The following is a 19,017-nucleotide window of genomic DNA, read 5'->3' on the forward strand; positions in this document are numbered from 1 at the left end:
TGCTGGTGCCGGCGTGGACGAGGTCGTAGGTCTTGCCGCCTGCGGTGATGCCGGAGAGCTGGCTGTAGTCGGTCCAGGTCTCGCCGGTGCGGGGGGTGTTGTCGGCTGCGGCGGTTTCGTTGCCGAGGGCACTGTCAACTTTGACAGGGTGTCAGATAATTAACAGGAAATTTTCCCGCAGCACCCTCCCCCAGTCACCATTAATGTCCGCTTTGCGTCACTTGGAAGTGTCAGTTCGGGATGGGAGACCGCAAACTTTCCGGCCGTTTTCCTGACGCTCTGTCAAAGTTGACAATGCCTCATGCCCTTGCGCAGAGTGAGGGTGAGGGTGCGCCGGTCCGCGGAGTACTCGTAGCGCTGCGCCGCGTTCGGCTGGAGCCGGCCGTCGTTGTCGATGTGGAGCAGCGTGTCGTAGAGCGCCCTCCAGATGTACGACGACTGGCCCGCGTCTATGCGGGTCGGCTCGAACGACGTGGGGGCGCCCTGGATGGAGAGCGAGAGCCTGGTGGCCTTCTGCGACGAGTCGGGCGAGTCCGAGTCATCGCCGGAGCAGGCGGCCGTCATGAGTAGTGCCGCCACGGTGACGGACCCGAAGAGCCGCCGCGGTCTCGGTGGTCTGATCGTCATGGGCATGGGAGATTCCTGGGGACGGGGCCCGGAAAGGGGCGTGTGGTGTGAGGCGTCTGCGACCCGCCGGGTGAGCGGATCGGCGGGTCGCAGCGCTGCTTCCAGGTGACCGGTCAGACGGCCGGTTCGACGATCGCGTCGATGCTGGAGGCTCCCGAGTCGGGAACCCTGGGCTGGCGCCACGCCTCGACGGAGAAGGCGACGGTCACCAGCGAGCAGAACAGCCACAGCAGGCGCTTGTCGGGCTCGGAGATGTCCTCCATGGAAATCTTCTCCAGGCGCGCCGTGCCGGACTTCAGCAGCGGGAAGGCGACGTCGTAGAACGCGTCGAGCTCGTCCATCGTGCTGCTGATCCGCTTGGCGTAGCGGGCCTTCTCCGTGGGGACCGCCCAGTCGACGAACGGCTCCAGGGCCTCGAAGCCCTCGGGAAAGACACTGGCCATGATTCGGTTCTCCTCGGGTCAGGACGCGGCCGGGGCGCCGGCGGTGCGGCGCTGGTACTCGCGGACGTACTCCTGGGCGGAGTGGTGCAGGTGGCGCAGGAGCACCTCCTGGTCGTTCAGGGGGAAGCGGTCCACGGTGCCCGACTCGAGCATCGTCTGGGTCGCCTCCAGGGTGTTGCCGTCCTGCAGGCCGTACTCCTTGAACGAGACGGCGGCCAACTCCTGCTGGAGCCGTTCGAAGGCGTTCTTCGGCGGGACGAAGTAGCACGTCCCCTCGAAGATGTGCGTGTTGTACGAGGTCGGCCAGTAGTGGTAGGTGAGGACCCAGTTCGGCCGCCAGATCAGCAGCATGAAGTTGGGGAAGAAGACGAAGGAGTCCATGCCCCAGCGCGGGTCCCGGGTGGGGTTGACGGCAGGCGGCAGGTCCTCGGTGGCCATGCCGATGTCCGGCGCGTCCCACGGGCCGAACAGGCCGCTGCGCAGCGCCGCCTCGATGGGCTTGACCATCTCGCGGTCGTGCGGCGGGGCGATGCCTCCCCAGGACGAGACCATGCTGTGCGGGCCGTCGATGTCGTAGTGGAGCGCCTCGTAACCGTACTTCTGGATCTTCCGGGCCTGTTCGGGCATGTACTGGCCGGAGTGCAGGATCGGCGCGTGGTAGAACTCGGCGAACGCGTCGATGAAGAGCTTCCAGTTGCTGCCGATCTCGGCGCGGTACTTGTGGACCTGGGTCAGTTTGTGGAACGGGTAGCCCTCGATGCCCTTGGCGAGCTCGCCGAGGTACTCCCGCAGCGGTGCGGCGTTCTCGTCGAAGTTGACGAAGACGAACCCCTCCCACACCTCGGCCCTGACCTGCTTGAGCCCGTACTCGGACTTGTCCAGGTCGAAGAACTCGCCCTCCTGCTGGACGAAGGCGAGCTTGCCGTCCAGGTCGTAGCGCCAGGCATGGTACTTGCACGTGAACTGGCGGCAGACGCCGCTGGTCTCCTCGCGCGGGAAGTCGTTCCACACCAGCTTGTTGCCGCGGTGCCGGCACACGTTGTGGAAGGCGCGCACCTCGCCGTCGGTGCCGCGCACGACGACGACGGAGGTGCGGGCGGCGTCCAGCTCCTTGGTGAAGTAGCTGCCCTTCCTGGGGAGCTGCTCGACGCGGCCGACGTTGAGCCACGTCCGCTTGAAGATGGCCTCGCGCTCGAGCTCGTAGTGCTCGGGCGACGTCGAGTCCTCGTAGGAGACCGGCTCCGTGTCGACCTTGAGGTGCTCGGTCCAGCTTCCCTCTTCGGGCTTCTTGAAGTGCGCCATTGGGTCGGATCCTCCAGTTGACGACACCGGGTTGAGGTAACTCGGATCTCTGATTGCGAGAACGGTATTCTCAAAAATGAGCAACCGTCAAGGAGAGGGTGGAGAGCCGACACAAACGGGCACCTGACCGGAGAGCCTTGAAGTGCATTGGCGATAACATGCTTCTCCTCAGTCAAGAGTCGAGCTATCGTCCTCCTGTCCACGGCCACGACCGGCGGCAGGCACCCGGTGCACTCGGCACGGCACGACGAAGGGACGTTCCCATCCCATGCCGGACTACGACGCGATCGACTTCTTCCGGGACGAGGCGCTCGTCGCGGACCCCTACCCCTACTTCGAGCATCTGCGCGCGCAGTGTCCCGTCCAGCGCGAACCCCACCACGGCGTGGTGATGGTGACGGGATACGAGGAAGCGGTGCGGATCTACAACGACCACGACACGTTCTCGTCGTGCACCTCGGTCACCGGCCCCTTTCCCGGGTTCCCCGTCCCCCTCGAGGGGGACGACGTCAGCGAGCTGATCGCACGGCACCGCGACGAACTTCCGATGAGCGACCAACTCCCCACGCTCGACCCGCCCGTGCACACCGCCCACCGGGCCCTGCTGATGCGCCTGATCACCCCCAAGCGCCTGAAGGAGAACGAGGCTGCCATGTGGCACCTCGCCGACGGGCTCCTGGACGCGTACCTGGCGGCGGACGGGGGCGAGTTCATCAGCGGCTTCGCCGGTCCGTTCACCCTGCTCGTCATCGCCGACCTGCTCGGCGTACCCGACGAGGACCGTGCGGAGTTCCGGGCCAGGCTCCACCACCCGGAGGCCGCCGAGCCCGGGATCGGCAGCACCGGCGAGCAGACGATGGAGCACACGCCGCTGGAGTTCCTGTACGGACAGTTCACCCGGTACATCGAGGACCGCCGCCGCCACCCCCGGGGGGACGTGCTGACGGGCCTGGCCACCGCCACCTTCCCCGACGGCTCGACGCCCGAGGTCACCGACGTCGTGCGCGTCGCCGCCAACCTCTTCGCGGCGGGCCAGGAGACGACCGTCCGCCTGCTCGGTTCCGCGCTCCGCACGCTCGCCGAACGTCCGGACCTGCAAAGGCTGTTGCGCGCGGAACGTCAGCGCATCCCCGCGTTCATCGAGGAGTCCCTGCGCACGGAGAGTCCGGTCAAGGGCGACTTCCGACTGTCGAGGACAGCCACGACGGTGGGCGGCGTCGACCTGCCCGCCGGCACCACGGTGATGCTCGTCAACGGCGCCGCGAACCGCGATCCGCGCCAGTTCGCCGATCCGGCCGTCTTCGACCTCGAGCGCCCGAACACGCGGCGCCACGTCGCCTTCGGCCGCGGCGTCCACAGCTGTCCGGGCGCCCCGCTGGCCCGGGCCGAGGCGCGGGTGGCGATCGAGCGGCTGCTGGACCGCACGACGGACATCAGGATCTCCGAGCGGGCGCACGGATCGGCAAACAACCGACGCTACAGCTACGTACCGACGTTCATCCTGCGCGGACTGACCGAGCTGCACCTGGAGTTCGACACTGCAGAGAGCGAGGGCCGATGAAGGTCACCGTCGACGACGACCGCTGCCGCGGACACGGCGTCTGCTGTGGCATCTGTCCGGAGGTGTTCGACCTGAACGACGACGGATATTCCACGGTGCTCCTGCCCGAGATCCCCGCCGAGCACGAGCAGGCGGTGCGCAGGGCCGCCGCCCTGTGCCCCGAACACGCCATCACGACGGCGGGCTGACGCCCGGCCGGACGAAGGAGACGCGATGCCCAAGGGCTACGTCATCATGACCGAGGCCATCAGGGACGAGGCGGGCATGGCCGCCTACGGCAAGGCATCCGCCGCGTCGATGGCCGAGGCGGGCGCCCGCGTCCGGGTCGTCGATCCGAGCCCCCACGTCCTCGAGGGCGAGTGGCACGGCGACCGGACCGTCGTCGTCGAGTTCGCCTCGGTGGAGGCGGCACGTGCCTGGTACGAGTCGGCCGGCTACCAGGAGGCCAAACCGCTGCGGCAGGCCGCGGCGGTCACCAACGCCGTCATCGTCGCCGGCTTCGAGCCGCCGGCGCGGACCACGGGGCAGGAGGGCTCGCGGTGAGGCGCGGACCGGACGGACGAGCGGTGGACGGGCACCGGCATGGCTGACCTCACGCTGTCCTGCGGCCTTCCTCCGGGACCCGATTTCGCCGAACTGGCCGCTCTGGCCGAGCGGCTGGGTTACCACCGGGTGTGGATCTACGACTCGGCACCGTTGTGGGAGGACTGTTTCGTCCATCTCGCCCTGGCCGCGGAACGCACCACGCGGATCGGGCTGGCCACCGCCGTCCTCATTCCCGACCAGCGGTCGGTGATGGCCATGGCGTCCGGGATCGTCACCGTGGCGCGCATCTCGGGCGGCCGGTTCCGGGCCTGCTTCGGAACCGGTTTCACGTCCCGTCTGGCCATGGGGCAACGCCCGATGACATTGGCCGGTCTGGGCCGGTACGTCACCGCCGTACGACGGCTGCTGGCCGGGGACACGGTGGTGGTGGACGGCGCCCCGGCACGGATGTTGCACGCGGACGGCCTGGCGGCACCACGCCCGGTGGAGGTTCCCCTCTGGATCAGCGCGTTCGGCCCGCGGGGCGCCGCCCTGGCGGCCGAGGCGGCCGACGGAATCATCGGCCCGCCCCACCCCACCCTGCCCACAGCGACGATCCTGTCCGGCACCGTGCTCGACGCCGGCGAGGATCCGGCGTCGGACCGCGTCCGCGAGGCGATCGGGCCGTGGCGAGTCGTGGACTGGCACAACGCCTACGCGACGAAGGGCGCGGAAGGCGTCGACGCACTGCCCGGCGGCCGGGTCTGGCGCGAGGAGCTGGAGTCCCTCGCCCCGGAGGGCGAACGGCACTTGCTGGCCTTCGAGGGCCACGTCACTCACCTGCTCCCGCGTGACCGACGGCTCCTCGACCACATTGATGTCAAGCGCATGGTGGGCGGCGCCGACCGGATCGGTGTCCAGCTGGCGCGGCTCTCCTCGTACGGCTTCGGCGAGGCCGTCTACACACCCACGGGTCCCGACGTCCCCCGTGAGCTGCGCGCCTTCGCGAGTGCCGGACGACAGCACCTCGTGACGAGCTGACGACGGCACCCGGGTGCCGCGCCCGGCCTCCCGGATCCCCGGGCTTGCGGCACCCGGGCAGCGACACGGTCACATCCGATCAGGAGAACGGGTACACGGTGAACCTCCTCACGAAGACCGGTACGACGACGACGGCGGCCGCCCTGCTCCTGGCCTCCCTCACCACTTCGGCCCCGGCCCTCGGATCCGGCTCCGGCGGCGTGCCGGGGGGCCGGGCCTGGCACACCGTGTGGGCGCAGTCCCAGCAGGGCCTCGCCACGGCGTCCCTCACCGATCAGACGGTCCGCTCGATCACCCGTCTGAGTCAGGGCGGTGACGCTGTGCGCGTGCGCGTCCAGAACCAGTTCTCCGACACCCCCCTCACCATCGGCCGCGGGGCGGTAGCCGTCAGCGACGACGGCGGACCGGCCATCCGCCCCGGCACCACCCGCGTCCTGACCTTCGGCGGCCACCGCGGCGTGACCGTGCCCGCCCACGGCGAGGTGTGGAGCGACCCGATCCCTCCGGCCACCGCGCCGCAGACGGATCTCGCCGTCAGTCTCCACGTCCCCGGCACCGTGCGGCCCGGAGAGCACAGCGTCTCCTGGCGCCACAACTACCTCACCGCGCCCGGCAGCGGCGACCACGTCGGGGACACCGGCGGGGCGGCCTACACCCAGCGGACCCACGCCACCTACATGGTCAGTGCGGTCGACGTCCGCAACCCCCGCGTCAAGGGCACGATCGTCGCCTACGGTTCCTCCGTCGTGGACGGTGCCGGGAGCGTCGACTGCGGCCCCGGCTGCACACCCTCGAGCCCCGAGAACCGATGGACCGACGTGCTCGCCCGCCGCATCACCCGCGAGCTGCCCGCCGACCGGCAACTGGCCGTCGCCAACGCGGGAGTCAACGGCACGACCGCTTCCGCCGACTGTCCGGACCATCCACCGGAGTTCGCGGGCCTCGACGCCGGCGCCCGGCTCGAGCGCGACGTCCTGGCCCTGCACGGCGTCACGGGCGTGATCCTCTTCTACGGCACGAACGACCTCCAGAGCGGCTGCACGGGTGAACAGGTCGTCACCGCCTACCGGGACGTCCTCGCGCGACTGCGCCGGGTTGGTGTCGAGGTCTACGTCGTTCCCGTCACACCCCGGCCGATCTACACCGATCAGATGAACCGGTACCGCTGGGACGTCGGCACGTACGTGCGCGACCAGGGCGCCTGCGACGGCGAGTGCGACGGCGTCATCGACTTCGACCATGTGATCAAGGACCCGGTCGCGCCCAACAGCATCAACGAGAAGTACGCCGTCGGCGACGGGATCCACGTGAACATCGCCGGCCACCGGGCCGAGGCGGAAACCGTCTCGCTGCCGCTGCTGGCCTCCTCGGCCCGCCGCTGAGGCGGACGGTCGGCGGGGCGGGTGCGGGCGGCCGGTCCGTCCGCACCCGCTACCACCGCCGTCCCTCCCGTCAGGTGTCGAGGCCTCCGCGTTCGACGAGCTGGCGCACGATCACGTTCCGCTGGATCTCGTTGGTGCCCTCTCCGACGATCATCAAGGGGGCGTCGCGGAAGTAGCGTTCCACGTCGAACTCGGTCGAGTAGCCGTATCCGCCGTGGACGCGGACGGCGTTCAGGGCGATCTGCATGGCCGTCTCGGAGGCGAAGAGCTTGGCCATGCCCGCCTCCATGTCGACCCGGCGCCCCGCGTCCGCCTCGCGTGCGGCGTACAGGGTCAACTGGCGCGCCGCGGTCAGTGACGTCGCCATGTCCGCGAGATGGTTGCCGACGGACTGATGCCGCCAGATCGGCTTGCCGAACGAGTGGCGTTCACGGGCGTACCTCAGGGAGTCCTCGAGCGCCGCGCGACCGACGCCGAGCGCGCGGGCGGCGACCTGGAGCCGCCCCGTCTCCAGACCCTTCATCATCTGCGCGAAGCCCTTGCCCTCCTCGCCGCCGAGAACGGCGTCGGCGGGCGCCCGGTGGCCCTCGAAGGACAGCTCACAGCTCTCGACACCCTTGTACCCGAGTTTCGGCAGGTCACGGGAGACGTTGAGGCCGGGACCGTGCTCGACGAGGAGGATGGAGATGCCGCGGTGCGCGGGAGCGGCCTCGGGGTCGGTCTTGCACAGGAGCGCGATCAGCCGTGAGCGACGGGAGTTGGTGATCCACGTCTTGACGCCGTCGATCACGTAGCCCCCGCCGGGCTCCCTGCGGGCCACGGTGCGCAGGGCCTGGAGGTCGGAGCCGCCGCCGGGTTCGGTCAGGGCCATGGTCGCCCTGATCTCCCCCGTGGCCATCTTCGGCAGGTAGCGCCGTTTCTGCTCGGGAGTGCCGAAGTGCAGCAGCAGTTTCGCGACGACCGTGTGGCCGCCCATCGCCCCGGCCAGGCTCATCCAGCCGCGGGCCAGTTCCTCGGTGACCAGGACGTAGCAGGGCGTGGACACGGGGGCGCCGCCGTATTCCTCCGGAACGGCGAGTCCGAAGATGCCGAGGCGTTTCATCCGCTCGATCTGTGCCTCGGGGTAGGTGTCGGTGTGTTCCAGTGCGCGGACGACAGGTCTGACGTCCTTGTCGACGAAGTCGCGCACCGTGCGCACGACGAGTCGCTCGTCCTCGGGCAGAATGTCGAGCGTGCTCATGCGGTGCCCCTCCTTCTCCTGTGGAACGACGCGTCCGGCCCGGCCGGAGACAGTGACGGGACCGGTCAGACGACACCGTCGTCCCGCAGGGCCGCAATCTCGGCGTCGCCGTACCCCAGTTCGCCCAGGATCGGGCCGGTGTGCTCGCCCAGGGCGGGCACGGCGCCCATGCGCGGGCCGACGCCGGAGAGGTCGGCCGGGGGCCTCAGCGCGCGCACCGACTCGCCGCCGGGCAGCGGCAGATGTCTCCAGCGGTCCCTCGCGGCGAGCACCGGGTGGTCCAGGAACTGCCGTACGTCATTGACCGGGGCGTTGGCGATGCCCGCGTCGTCGAGCAGTGCCGCGGCCCGGGCACTGTCCAGGATGCGGAACCGCTCGGCCACGATCGCATCCAGGGCGTCCCGGTGCGCCACGCGGGCGGATCCCGTGGCGAACCGGGGGTCCCCCGCCAGCCCGGGACGCTCGAGGAACGTCTCGCACAGGGCGGCCCATTCGCGCTCGTTCTGCACCGAGAGGAGGACGTCCCTGCCGTCCCGGGCGGTGTAGGCGCCGTACGGGGCGATGGTGGCATGCCGCGTGCCCACCCTCGGCGGCTGGCTCCCGCCGTAGGCGGTGTAATACGCGGGCTGGTGCATCCACTCCGCCAACGCCTCGAACAGCGAGACCTCGACGGCTCGGGCGACGCCGGTGGTGGCGCGGGTGAACAGAGCGGTGAGGATGCCGGAGTAGGCGTACATGCCGGCGGCGATGTCGGCGACGGAGATGCCGACCCGGGCGGGTTCGCCGGCGCTGCCGGTCAGGGAGACCAGACCCGTCTGGCATTGCACGAGCAGGTCGTACGCCTTGCGGTCCGCCCAGGGACCGGTGGAGCCGTAGCCGGAGACGGAGCACGCGATCAGGGAGGGGAACCTTTGTGCGAGGAGATCGGCGCCCAGGCCCAGACGTCCGGCGGCGCCCGGGGCCAGGTTCTGCACGAAGACGTCGGCGCGGGCGAGGAGCCGGTCGACGACCTCCCGGCCACGGCCGGACTTCAGGTCGAGCGCGATCGACTCCTTCGACCGGTTGAGCCACACGAAGTAGCTGGACTCGCCGTACACCGTGGTGTCGTACCGCCGGGCGAAGTCGCCGCCCGGGCGCTCGACCTTGATGACGCGGGCGCCGAGGTCGGCCAGCTGACGCGTGGCGAACGGTGCCGCTACGGCCTGTTCGAGGCTGACGACGGTGATGCCGGACAAGGGCGGTGCGGGGTCGGACGCACCATCCTCGGCGTCCGGTGCTACGGGGTCGGTCGCAGGCATGCGACGGCCTCCTTCACAGGGCTGGCTGCCCGTGGGTCCGGCTGTCATCATCGACGCTCATGACCGCTCACGGGAAATAGCGAATCCTGATGGGGGCATACCCGAAGCGGATGGCGAAGGGGCGGGATGGACATCAAACAGCTCAGGGCCCTCGTCACCGTGGCCGAGGTCGGCAGCGTCACGCGGGCCGCCGCGCTCCTGCACCTGGTGCAGCCCGCGGTCACCCGGCAGATCCGCGCCCTGGAGCACGAGCTCGGGGTCCCGCTGTTCGAGCGGACCCGGCAGGGCATGCGCCCCACCGAGGCCGGCACGATCATGGTGGACAGGGCGCGCCGGGCCCTGGGCGAACTGGAACGGGCACGCGCCGAGGTGCAGCCGGTGCCCGGTGCGGTGACGGGCATCGTCACCGTCGGGCTCCTGGACAGCACGAGCGACCTGCTGGCGGAGCCGCTCGCGTCGGGCGTCGCCCGCGATCACCCCGGGGTGGAACTCCGCCTCGTCACCGCGTACTCGGGCCATCTGCAGCAGTGGCTCGACGACGGCGAACTCGATCTGTCACTGCTCTACGACCTCGACAGCACGCCGTCCCTGAACGCCCGTCCCCTGCTGCGGGAGCGCCTGTGGGCGGTGGCCCCGCCCACGGAACAGCTGTCCGCGGGCACTCCCGTGCCCCTCACCGAGGTCGCCCGGCATCCACTGGTCCTGCCGACTCCCGGGCACGGGCTGCGGTCGCTCATCGACGGGGCGGCGGCGCGGGCCGGGGTCTCCCTGACGGTCGCCGTCCAGAGCAACGCGATGCGGGTGCAGAAGCGGCTCGTCCTGGCCGGGCACGGCTGGACCGTCCTGCCCGGTGTCGGGATCTCCGAGGACGTCGCCGCGGGCGTCGTGAGCGCGGCGCCGCTGTGCGAGCCCGCCGTGTGGCGCCGCATCGTCCTCGCGGCGCCCAGGTCCAGGCGCGAGACACCCGCCGTGAAGGCCGTCGCCCGGGCGTTGGCGGACGTGGTCGACTCGGCCGTGCGGCAGGGACGCTGGCCCTCGGCGCGGGTTCGGCAGGACGGCGTCCCGCAGCCCGGCCACGAGTAGGCGGCGGAGTGCGGCATGCGGTCCCGGCATGCGCCCATCACCGATTCCTATTGGTCACCCCGTTCCCGGGCCTCTCATGATGGGGTGTGCTCCGGCCGGCCGACGCCTCACCTCACCGGCGGCGTGCGCGTACACAGGGAGAGACCGGTCATGCGATCAGCCCCCGTTCCCCTCGTCTCCTATGTGGAGTCGTGGCGTCCCTCGCCCGTCACGGACGTCGATCCGCTGCCGCCGGGGCCCGCCGTGGCCCTGTCCGCGATGCTCGACCTGCCGGAGTCGGCAGCCGGCGCAGGAGACCCGCTGCCGCCCCTGTGGCACTGGCTGTACTTCCTCCACTGGCCGGCACAGCACGAGCTCGGGCCCGACGGGCACGTACGCGACGGCGGGTTCCTGCCTCCGATTCCCGACCGTCGGAGGATGTTCGCCGGAGGACGCCTCCGGGTGACCGCGCCCCTGCGTCTGGGCGTCCCGGCCGAACGCGTCAGCAGCCTGAGCGCGGTCGTGCCGCGGCAGGGCCGCACGGGCCCGCTCCTGTTCGTCACGACGCGGCACGAGTTCCGCCAGTCGGGCACGGTGTGCCTCGTCGAGGAGCAGGACATCGTCTACCGCTCCGGACTGCCCTCCGGCCACACATCCGCACCGCCCAGGGGCACGTCGGCCCTCCCGGAGGCAGGGGCCCCCTGGAGTTTGCGTGTGCAGCCGGACGAACAGCTGCTGTTCCGGTTCAGCGCACTCACGGCCAATACTCACCGCATCCATTACGACGCCCCGTACTGCCGCGACGTGGAAGGCTATCCGGGCCTCGTCGTACACGGTCCGCTCCTCGTCCTGCTGATGCTGGAACTGGTCCGCAGGAACGCGCCCGGGCGTCGGCTGCACTCCCTCTCCTACCGGTTCCGGCAGCCGGTCTTCGCGGGCGAAGAGATCATGGCCTTCGGCGCGGTCGCCGACGGTGCGGCCGGGTTGCGGATCGCGACCCGCGCGGAAGCACAGCACGCGACGGCGGACGCCGCCCTCGGCTGACACCACACGTGCGCCGGAGCGTTTCCTTCGTCCGGCTTCCCACTCATGTGGTGTCACCGGCGACAACCTGGAGCATCTGTCCGCCCCCGGTCCGTCGGCGCGGCATCCGGCGTCCCAGTGCGGCGGCGAGTTCCACCATGACATCGTTCACGAACGTCCCCATGTCGACCGCGATCGTGGTGAGGCGCGGGGTCCACAGCTGACCCACATCCGTCGCGTCGACTCCGACGACCGTCAGGTCATCGGGAACCGTCCGCCGCAGCCTCGCCGCCGCGGCGAGGACGGCCAGCGCCACCTGGTCGTTGTAGGCGGCCACTCCCAGCGGGACGCCGGAGGGCAGCTCGCGCAGGACCTTCACGGCGGGCTCCAGATCCACGGGGACCGGCACGGACAGCGGCGTCGCCAGGCCCCGGCGCTCGCACGCGGCCGCCACCCCGGCGTACCTGGCGGGGCCGTAGGGGTCCGGGCGCCGGTCGGAGACCGACGCGTAGACGATCTGACGGTCGCCCCGCTTCGTCAGCTCCGCGACCTGGAGCTCGGCGATCTCCTTCTGCGGTTCGTGCAGCCGGCCGCGCCGTGCGCCCGTGAGGTCCGGGACGGTGGGCACGCCCTGCGCGGCCAGACGACTGCGGGCGGCCCGGTCGAGGGAGCCGAAGTCGACCACGGCGAGGGGGCGCAGTCCCAGCAGCGCCGTGACGGTCCTCTCCGCGTCCGTGCCGGCGAACCGGAGCACGACGTTGGACCCCATGCCGGCGGCGTCGTCACCGAGGCGCTCGAGCGCGTTCTGCAGGTTCTGGCCGATGGTGGTCTCCGGCATCACGACGACGATCGTGTCGCTCCGCCCGGTGACGAGACCACGGCCGGCCGGGGACGGGCGGTAGTCCAGCGCCTCGGCGGCGGCACGCACCCGCGTCCGCGTCTCCTCGGGGAACCGCTCCTCCCGGCCGTTGAGGATGTGACTAACCGTGGCGCGCGACACCCCGGCGCGCGTCGCCACGTCGGCGGCCGTCGCGGGGCGGGCGGGTCTCGTCATCCGTGTCGATGCCTTTCCGGGCTTGCGGACGGTCGTCCGCCGCGTCGAGTCAAGTGCTCCTGACCCTATCCCGCCTTCAGGTATCGCGTGATACCTCTATCCCATTCCAAGTATCACGTGATACCAATGCGGCGCGCGTCCACTCGCCATCCTCGGCGACGGGCCACGATCAAGGAGCCGCCATGTCCGCAGTGCCTCCCGACCCATTTCCTCCGCCCGCGCCGACGGCGACGGAACCGGTAGCGACCCTGACCACCGTGTCCCCTGCCTCCAAGGCCGCCGAGGGTGACGACCGGCCCAAGGTCGGCGGCCGGTACATCCTGCTGCTGGTCCTCGCCCAGTTCGGTCTGTACGCGGCCATCGTCGCGCCCATGGGATATTCGCTGAGCGTCCGCGTCGACCAGCTGGCGCCCGACAACGAGGGAATCCTGGGCTTCGTCGTGGGCAGCGGGTCACTGGCCCTCGTCCTGTCGGGACCGGTTCTCGGAGTGCTGAGCGACCGGACGCGCTCCCGTCTCGGCCGACGTCGGCCGTGGCTGCCCGTCACCGTGGCCGTCGGCCTCCTGGGATTCGTCTGCGTCGCGCTCGCGCCGTCGGTTCCCGTCCTGGTCCTCGGCTGGGTGGTGGTGCAGCTCGGGTTCGGCAGCGCGCTCGCCCTGCTGAGCAGTTCGATGGCGGACTGCCTGCCCGAGTCCCAGCGCGGCAAGGTGGCGGGCCTCGCCGGTGTCGCGCAGATGGCAGCGTCGATCATCGGCGTGGCGATCGCGAGCATGCTGACGTCGTCGAACCTGCTGCTGTTCCTCGTGCCCGCCGGCCTCGGCGCCGTGGCGGTGCTCCTGTTCTTCCTGCTGATCACCGAGCGGGACAGCCGGGACCTGGCCTTCGACGACAGCGTGACGGCGAAGCTGATGCTTTCGAAGTACGTCTTCCCGGTACGCCGTTACCCCGACTTCGCCTGGAACTGGCTGGGCAGGTTCCTCTTCATGTTCGGGCTCACGCTGGCGACGACGTTCACGACGTTCTTCTTCGCCGACAAGCTCGACAAGTCCGTCACCGATATCGGCGGGCTCGTCGCGACGGTCGGCGCCGTCGGACTCGTCGCGACCATGGGAGGGGCCGGGGTCAGCGGTTTCCTGTCGGACAAGCTGCGCAACCGCCGCGGTTTCGTGTTCGGCGCCGGAATCCTGTTCAGCCTCGGCGCGCTGACGATGGCGGTCGCGCCCGATCTCCCCGTGCTGCTGGTCGGCTCGTTCCTGACCAATCTCGGTCTGGGCGTCTTCTCCGCGGTCGACCAGGCACTGGTCCTGGACGTGCTGCCCGAGCGCGACACGGAGGCGGGGCGTTACAACGCGATCAACCAGTTCTCGACGACGGTCCCGCAAGCGGCGGCACCCTTCGCGGCCCCCCTGGTCCTGGCGCTCGGCGGAGGCGGCAACTACCCCCTGCTCTACATCGTCTCCGGCGCCTTCGCGCTCGTCGGCGGACTCATCATCCTGGCCCGGGTCAAGAGCGTCCGGTGAAAGGGAAAGCGACCATGACACACCACGACTTCAACACCGGCTGGAGTTACCGCCGCAAGGTGACCCCGTTCCAGGAACTCGGCGGCACGGCCGGCTCGTCCTGGACGCCGGTGACGCTGCCGCACGACGCCCTGATCACCGCCGAACGGCGGGCGGACGTCCCCAACGGGCACACCAACGGGTACTTCCCGGGGGGCGCGTTCGAGTACCGCAAGACGTTCGCCGTCTCCGAAGAGGACCGCGGCAAGCTCCTGTACCTGGAGTTCGACGGCGTCTACCGCGACGCCGTCGTGACGGTCAACGGCGCGCTCGCAGGCCGTCACGCGTTCGGTTACTCCCGTTTCCTGGTGCGCATCGACCCGCACCTGCGCTTCGGAGCCGACAACGAGGTACGGGTGGCGTGCCGCACGCACCTGGACAGCCGCTGGTACGCGGGGTGCGGCATCCACCGGGACGTACGCCTCATCGTGAAGAACCCGGCACACCTCGCCGTCGACGGCGTCCGTGTCACGACCCCCGACGTCGACGACGAGGTCGCGATCACCGAGATCGCGGCCCGCGTGGAGAACGCGGGCCCTGACACCCGCACCCTGCGTCTGACGGCCGTCGTGACCGACGAGGAAGGCGTGGAGGTCGCACGAGGGCGCGCGCCGGTCACTCTGCTGCCGGCCGACGCCGAGACCGTGCGACTGCGGCTGCTCATCGACCAGCCGCGTCTGTGGAGCGCCGAGACGCCGACCCGGTACTTCGCCCGCGTGGAGCTCGGCGACGACGACCAGGTGGTGGACGAGGTGTCGGTCCCGTTCGGCATCCGCACCGTCCGGGTCGACGCACGGCGCGGCCTGCGCGTGAACGGCACCGAGGTCAAGCTCCGCGGGGCCTGCCTGCACGGGGACAACGGCCCGCTCGGCGCCGCCGCCATCGGGCGCGCGGAGGAACGCAGGATCGAGCTGCTGAAGGCGGCCGGGTTCAACGCGATCCGCAGCTCCCACCACCCCGCGAGCAGTGCTCTGCTCGACGCGTGCGACCGGCTCGGCATGTACGTCATGGACGAGGCCTTCGACATGTGGACGCAGGGCAAGAGCGACTTCGACCACTCCGCCGACTTCCCCGAGTGGTGGGAGCGCGACCTCGAGTCAATGGTCGCCAAAGACTTCAACCATCCGAGCGTGATCTTCTACAGCATCGGCAACGAGATACCCGAGACGGGCTCTCCGGACGGCGGCCGGTGGAGCAGGAGACTCGCCGAGAAGCTGCGCTCCCTCGACGGCACCCGGCTGGTGACCAACGGCATCAACGGCTTCGTTTCGGTGCTCGACCTCGTCCTGGACGGCATGGCGAAACGACGGGCTGCGGCACAGGCCGCCGACACCTCCGGTGACGAGCAGAGCGCCGGCGGCGTCAACGGCATGATGAACGCGTTCGGCGAGATGATGGGGCAGATCATCGCCTCGCCCATGGTCACCGAGCGCACGGAGGAGTCGTTCGCGGCACTCGACGTCGCCGGCATGAACTACGGCGAGTCCCGCTACGCCCTGGACCAGGATCTTTTCCCCGACCGCGTCATCGTCGGCACCGAGACCTGGCCGGCCGTCATCGACCGCAACTGGGCGCTGGTGCAGCGGCATCCGCACGTCATCGGCGACTTCACCTGGACCGGATTCGACTACCTCGGTGAGACCGGCATAGGCCTCGTCAAGTACGCCGGTCAGCCGGATGAGGGGGCGGGCTTCTCCAGTCCTTACCCGGGGCTGACGGCGTACTGCGGCGACCTGGACATCGTCGGTCACCGCCGGCCGGTGTCGTACTACCGCGAGATCGTGTTCGGGCTGCGTACCGAGCCCTACATCGCCGTACGGCGCCCGGAGCGGCACGGCGTGCCCGTCGCCGTGTCGACCCCGTGGGCGTGGACCGACTCCGTCTCCAGCTGGTCCTGGCCCGGCTTCGAGGGCGCCCCCGTCCACGTCGAGGTGTACGCCGACGCGGACGAGGTGGAGCTGCTTCTCGACGGCGAGCCGATCGGCCGTTCCCCGGTCGGCGCCGAGCGGGCCTTCCGGGCCGACTTCGAGGTGCTCCACCGCCCCGGTGAGCTGACGGCGGTCGCCTACCGGGCCGGCGACGAGACCGGCCGTACGTCTCTCACGTCCGCGACCGGAGCTCTGCGGCTCACGCTCACCGCCGACCGAGACGAGTTGCGTGCCGACACCCGCGACCTCGCGTTCGTCTCACTCGCGCTCACCGACGACTCGGGCGTCGTGCGGAACACCGCCGACCGCGAGGTGCGCGTGACCGTCTCCGGCAGCGGTCTGCTGCAAGCGCTCGGCAGCGGTGCGCCAGTCACCGAGGAGACGTTCCATGGGGGCACCCGGCGGACGTTCGACGGGCGCGCCCTCGCGGTCGTGCGGCCGACCTCGGTCGGCACGATCACCGTCACCGCAGAGGCCGAGGGCTGCGAACCGGTGAGTCTCACGCTCGCCGTCGTCCCGGCGCAGCCCTCGTCCGCCCCTCTTCCCGCCGGACCCGCCAACGACACAGCCTTGGAGATGACCGCATGACCACCTTCGACGCACTCGTCCGCAAGATGGACCTGGACGAGAAGATCGCCCAGTTGCACGGGATGATCCTGCCAGCGCTCTTCTCGGTGCGGCAGGACCCGGGACTCGACCTCACCACGGAGGAGGGCCGCAAGGCGGCGTTCTTCGTCGACACCGACAAGATCGCGGACCTGCGGCCGCACGGTCTCGGGCACCTCTCCCTGGCCTGGATGCTGCCCCTGCCCGCCGACGGACTACGGCGCGTGTTCGCCGACGTCCAGGCAAAAGCGCGCGAGGTGAGCCGCTTCGGCATCGGCGTCCTCATCCACGCGGAGGGGCTCAACGGACTCGTGCACGGCACGGGCATCCAGTTCCCCACGGCTTGGGCGCAGGCGGCCACGTGGATGCCCGACCTCATCAAGCGCAGTACGGCGCTGACCAGCGCGCAGTTCCGCGACTACGGGATCCACCTGTGCTTCTCCCCCGTGCTGGACCTGGCACGCGACCCGCGCTGGGGCCGGGTCCACGAGACGTTCGGCGAGGACCAGGAACTGGCCGCGCAGATGGGCGTCGCCTTCATCCGCGGCATCAACGGGCCCGAGGGCGACACGGGCGTGCTGGCCACGGGCAAGCACTTCCTCGGCTACGGAAGCTCCGACGGCGCCCTCAACCAGGCGCGGACGAGTCTGGGCCGACGGCAGCTCACCGACGAGTTCGCCGTACCGTTCCGGCGAGCGGTCGACGAAGCCGGACTCTCGATCGTCATGAACTCCTACAACGAGATCGACGGCGTGCCGGCCGCGGCGAACCGGTGGCTGCTCACCGACCTGCTGCGTGGACAACTCGGCTTCACCGGCCTGGTGGTGAGCGACTACGACGCCGTCACGATGCTGCACTCGGTGTACCACACCGCCCGCGACCAGCGGGAGGCCGCGGCCCAGGCCCTCAGGGCCGGCCTCGATGTCGAGCTCCCGGCCGACGAGAGCTTCCGCCGGCTCCGTGAGGCCGTGGAGGCCGGCCTGGTGAGCGAGGAGGCGGTCGACACCGCGGTGCGGCGCGTACTGGAGGTCAAGCGCGACCTGGGACTCGTCCCGGACTTCACGCCGCACCGGCCCCTTCGCGCGCCCGAGCCGCTCGACCGGCCGACGGCGGCGGCCGTCGGCCGGGAGATCGCCGAGCACGCGGTGACGCTGCTGCAGAACGACGGCACGCTGCCACTGCGGGCAGGCACCAAGGTGGCCGTCGTCGGCAGCCTCGCCGAGGAACTGCGCATCCACTTCGGTGCCTACACCGACGTCGCCAACGCCGAGGTCCCGCTGGCGATGCAGTTGATTCGGTCGGGGCAGGTACCCGGCATCGACCCGGAGAAGTACATCTTCACCGAGCTGTTCAACACCCGTATCCCAGGGATCGGCCCGCGCTTCGAGACGCTCACCCGCGAGCAGTACCCGGACACCCCGACACTGCTCGGCGCACTCGCCGCGACGCCGGACCTGGAGGTCACGTTCCTCGACGCCGGTTCGCCCGACACGACCGACCCGATCGACGCCGGCGCGGTGCTCGGCGCGGTGCGGGACGCCGACGCCGTCGTCGCGGTCGTCGGCGAACGCACCGGATGGGCGGGCGAGCACACCGCGGGAGAGGGCCAGACCTCGGCAAAGCTGCGGCTGCCCGGCAACCAGCACGAACTCGTTTCGGTCCTCGCGCGGGCCGAGGCGCCGTTGGTGACGGTGCTCATCACGGGACGCCCCCTCGTCGTGCCGGACGTCGCCGAGGCGTCCGCCGCGGTGCTCCTGGCTCCGCTCCTCGGGGCACACGGCCCGTCGACGGTGGCGGACGCGCTCACCGGCGCCGTCGAGCCGGGCGGACGCCTGCCGATGACGTTCCCTCGGCACATCGGACAGATCCCCCTTTTCCACGGCCACCCGTACGGCAGCGGCTACGCGCACCCGACCGGCCGGCGCACCGGCTACAACGACCTGGACGGCGGTCCGCTCTACCCGTTCGGACACGGTCTGGGCTACACCGAACTGGCGGTCGAGCTGCTGGACGCCCGGCTCTCGGACGACGGCACGGCCCTCACCGTGCGCACGCGCACGGCCAACCGCGGCGACCGGGACGGCTCCACGGTTGTCCAGGTCTACGCTCGCGACGAGCACGGGGCGGTCGTACGGCCGGTGCGTCAGCTGATCGCGTTCGCCCGCGTCACCGTACCGGCGGGCGGTACCTCCGAAACCGTGCTCGAAGCCCCCCTCGACCGACTGTTCCACACCATGGTCGACGGCACCCGCGGCATCGAGGCGGGTGACGTGACGGTCCTCGTCGGCACCAGCAGCGAGCAGATCACGGGCAGCCGCACCCTCGACGTCCCGGCCCGACAGGCGGACGCGCGCTGACCGGGACCG

The 19,017-nt window shown here is 70.5% G+C and carries 16 protein-coding genes; 10 read left to right on the top strand and 6 right to left on the bottom strand.

The annotated features are described in order from the left end of the window. Positions 1–282: 282 nt before the first annotated feature. From RIM90_RS12065 to RIM90_RS12075, 3 genes are all read right to left on the bottom strand, one after another. Complete coding sequence (locus RIM90_RS12065; protein ID WP_309060648.1) at positions 283–579, bottom strand: hypothetical protein; 297 nt, start codon at positions 577–579, stop codon at positions 283–285. A 161-nt stretch (positions 580–740) separates the two neighbouring features. Further along, a complete protein-coding gene (locus tag RIM90_RS12070; RefSeq protein WP_309060649.1) occupies positions 741–1,070 on the bottom strand; it encodes a hypothetical protein in 330 nt (109 codons plus the stop codon). A gap of 18 nt (positions 1,071–1,088) precedes the next feature. After that, positions 1,089–2,372 carry an aromatic ring-hydroxylating dioxygenase subunit alpha gene (locus RIM90_RS12075; protein ID WP_309060650.1) on the bottom strand — a complete coding sequence of 428 codons (1,284 nt, stop codon included), beginning with the start codon at positions 2,370–2,372 and terminating at the stop codon, positions 1,089–1,091. Between the two features lie 268 nt (positions 2,373–2,640). Between RIM90_RS12075 and RIM90_RS12080 the strand changes: the two genes are divergently transcribed. From RIM90_RS12080 to RIM90_RS12100, 5 genes are all read left to right on the top strand, one after another. Beyond that, complete coding sequence (locus RIM90_RS12080; protein ID WP_309060651.1) at positions 2,641–3,933, top strand: cytochrome P450; 1,293 nt, start codon at positions 2,641–2,643, stop codon at positions 3,931–3,933. Then, positions 3,930–4,121 carry a ferredoxin gene (locus RIM90_RS12085; RefSeq protein ID WP_309060652.1) on the top strand — a complete coding sequence of 64 codons (192 nt, stop codon included), beginning with the start codon at positions 3,930–3,932 and terminating at the stop codon, positions 4,119–4,121. Before RIM90_RS12080 ends, RIM90_RS12085 begins: the two co-directional genes overlap by 4 nt. Positions 4,122–4,146: 25 nt before the next feature. Continuing rightward, a complete protein-coding gene (locus tag RIM90_RS12090; protein ID WP_309060653.1) occupies positions 4,147–4,476 on the top strand; it encodes a DUF1330 domain-containing protein in 330 nt (109 codons plus the stop codon). Positions 4,477–4,515: 39 nt separating this feature from the next. Beyond that, positions 4,516–5,499: an LLM class flavin-dependent oxidoreductase gene (locus RIM90_RS12095; protein ID WP_309060654.1), complete on the top strand. Its 984-nt coding sequence runs from the start codon at positions 4,516–4,518 to the stop codon at positions 5,497–5,499. 98 nt (positions 5,500–5,597) lie between these two features. Then, complete coding sequence (locus tag RIM90_RS12100) at positions 5,598–6,881, top strand: GDSL-type esterase/lipase family protein (protein ID WP_309060655.1); 1,284 nt, start codon at positions 5,598–5,600, stop codon at positions 6,879–6,881. A gap of 70 nt (positions 6,882–6,951) precedes the next feature. On the opposite strand, the gene RIM90_RS12105 is transcribed toward RIM90_RS12100, so the two are convergent. Together RIM90_RS12105 and RIM90_RS12110 are read right to left on the bottom strand one after the other, a co-directional pair. Further along, the gene (locus RIM90_RS12105) at positions 6,952–8,121 is read right to left on the bottom strand and encodes an acyl-CoA dehydrogenase family protein (protein ID WP_309060656.1); all 1,170 of its coding nucleotides are present in this window, start codon (positions 8,119–8,121) and stop codon (positions 6,952–6,954) included. A 65-nt stretch (positions 8,122–8,186) separates the two neighbouring features. Then, positions 8,187–9,419 (bottom strand): CaiB/BaiF CoA-transferase family protein, encoded by a 1,233-nt coding sequence (locus RIM90_RS12110; protein ID WP_309060657.1) that lies wholly within the window; start codon positions 9,417–9,419, stop codon positions 8,187–8,189. Positions 9,420–9,545: 126 nt separating this feature from the next. Here RIM90_RS12110 and RIM90_RS12115 point away from each other — a divergent pair, with 126 nt between their 5' ends. After that, complete coding sequence (locus RIM90_RS12115; RefSeq protein WP_309060658.1) at positions 9,546–10,502, top strand: LysR family transcriptional regulator; 957 nt, start codon at positions 9,546–9,548, stop codon at positions 10,500–10,502. A gap of 150 nt (positions 10,503–10,652) precedes the next feature. After that, a complete protein-coding gene (locus tag RIM90_RS12120) occupies positions 10,653–11,525 on the top strand; it encodes a hypothetical protein (RefSeq protein WP_309060659.1) in 873 nt (290 codons plus the stop codon). Positions 11,526–11,568: 43 nt separating this feature from the next. Here RIM90_RS12120 and RIM90_RS12125 read toward each other — a convergent pair whose 3' ends face one another. Continuing rightward, entirely contained in the window at positions 11,569–12,558 is a 990-nt protein-coding gene (locus RIM90_RS12125; protein ID WP_309060660.1) for a LacI family DNA-binding transcriptional regulator, read from the bottom strand. A gap of 257 nt (positions 12,559–12,815) precedes the next feature. On the opposite strand from RIM90_RS12125, the gene RIM90_RS12130 reads away from it, so the two are divergent. From RIM90_RS12130 to RIM90_RS12140, 3 genes are read left to right on the top strand one after another with little or no spacing between them, the layout of a single operon-like run. Next, positions 12,816–14,078 (top strand): MFS transporter, encoded by a 1,263-nt coding sequence (locus RIM90_RS12130; RefSeq protein ID WP_309060661.1) that lies wholly within the window; start codon positions 12,816–12,818, stop codon positions 14,076–14,078. A 14-nt stretch (positions 14,079–14,092) separates the two neighbouring features. Then, the gene (locus RIM90_RS12135) at positions 14,093–16,633 is read left to right on the top strand and encodes a glycoside hydrolase family 2 TIM barrel-domain containing protein (protein WP_309060662.1); all 2,541 of its coding nucleotides are present in this window, start codon (positions 14,093–14,095) and stop codon (positions 16,631–16,633) included. After that, a complete protein-coding gene (locus RIM90_RS12140; RefSeq protein WP_309060663.1) occupies positions 16,630–19,008 on the top strand; it encodes a glycoside hydrolase family 3 N-terminal domain-containing protein in 2,379 nt (792 codons plus the stop codon). The genes RIM90_RS12135 and RIM90_RS12140 overlap by 4 nt, the downstream gene beginning before the upstream one ends. Positions 19,009–19,017: the final 9 nt, after the last annotated feature.

This window comes from Streptomyces sp. (assembly GCF_031181555.1).
GTDB lineage: Bacteria > Actinomycetota > Actinomycetes > Streptomycetales > Streptomycetaceae > Streptomyces > Streptomyces fimbriatus.

Excerpts from the sequence above, each read along its gene's own strand:
- RIM90_RS12070 (WP_309060649.1), bottom strand. The coding sequence starts at position 1,070 with ATGGCCAGTGTCTTTCCCGAGGGCTTCGAGGCCCTGGAGCCGTTCGTC.
- RIM90_RS12075 (WP_309060650.1), bottom strand. The coding sequence starts at position 2,372 with ATGGCGCACTTCAAGAAGCCCGAAGAGGGAAGCTGGACCGAGCACCTC.
- RIM90_RS12080 (WP_309060651.1), top strand. The coding sequence starts at position 2,641 with ATGCCGGACTACGACGCGATCGACTTCTTCCGGGACGAGGCGCTCGTC.
- RIM90_RS12085 (WP_309060652.1), top strand. The coding sequence starts at position 3,930 with ATGAAGGTCACCGTCGACGACGACCGCTGCCGCGGACACGGCGTCTGC.
- RIM90_RS12090 (WP_309060653.1), top strand. The coding sequence starts at position 4,147 with ATGCCCAAGGGCTACGTCATCATGACCGAGGCCATCAGGGACGAGGCG.
- RIM90_RS12095 (WP_309060654.1), top strand. The coding sequence starts at position 4,516 with ATGGCTGACCTCACGCTGTCCTGCGGCCTTCCTCCGGGACCCGATTTC.
- RIM90_RS12105 (WP_309060656.1), bottom strand. The coding sequence starts at position 8,121 with ATGAGCACGCTCGACATTCTGCCCGAGGACGAGCGACTCGTCGTGCGC.
- RIM90_RS12110 (WP_309060657.1), bottom strand. The coding sequence starts at position 9,419 with ATGCCTGCGACCGACCCCGTAGCACCGGACGCCGAGGATGGTGCGTCC.
- RIM90_RS12115 (WP_309060658.1), top strand. The coding sequence starts at position 9,546 with ATGGACATCAAACAGCTCAGGGCCCTCGTCACCGTGGCCGAGGTCGGC.
- RIM90_RS12120 (WP_309060659.1), top strand. The coding sequence starts at position 10,653 with ATGCGATCAGCCCCCGTTCCCCTCGTCTCCTATGTGGAGTCGTGGCGT.
- RIM90_RS12125 (WP_309060660.1), bottom strand. The coding sequence starts at position 12,558 with ATGACGAGACCCGCCCGCCCCGCGACGGCCGCCGACGTGGCGACGCGC.
- RIM90_RS12135 (WP_309060662.1), top strand. The coding sequence starts at position 14,093 with ATGACACACCACGACTTCAACACCGGCTGGAGTTACCGCCGCAAGGTG.
- RIM90_RS12140 (WP_309060663.1), top strand. The coding sequence starts at position 16,630 with ATGACCACCTTCGACGCACTCGTCCGCAAGATGGACCTGGACGAGAAG.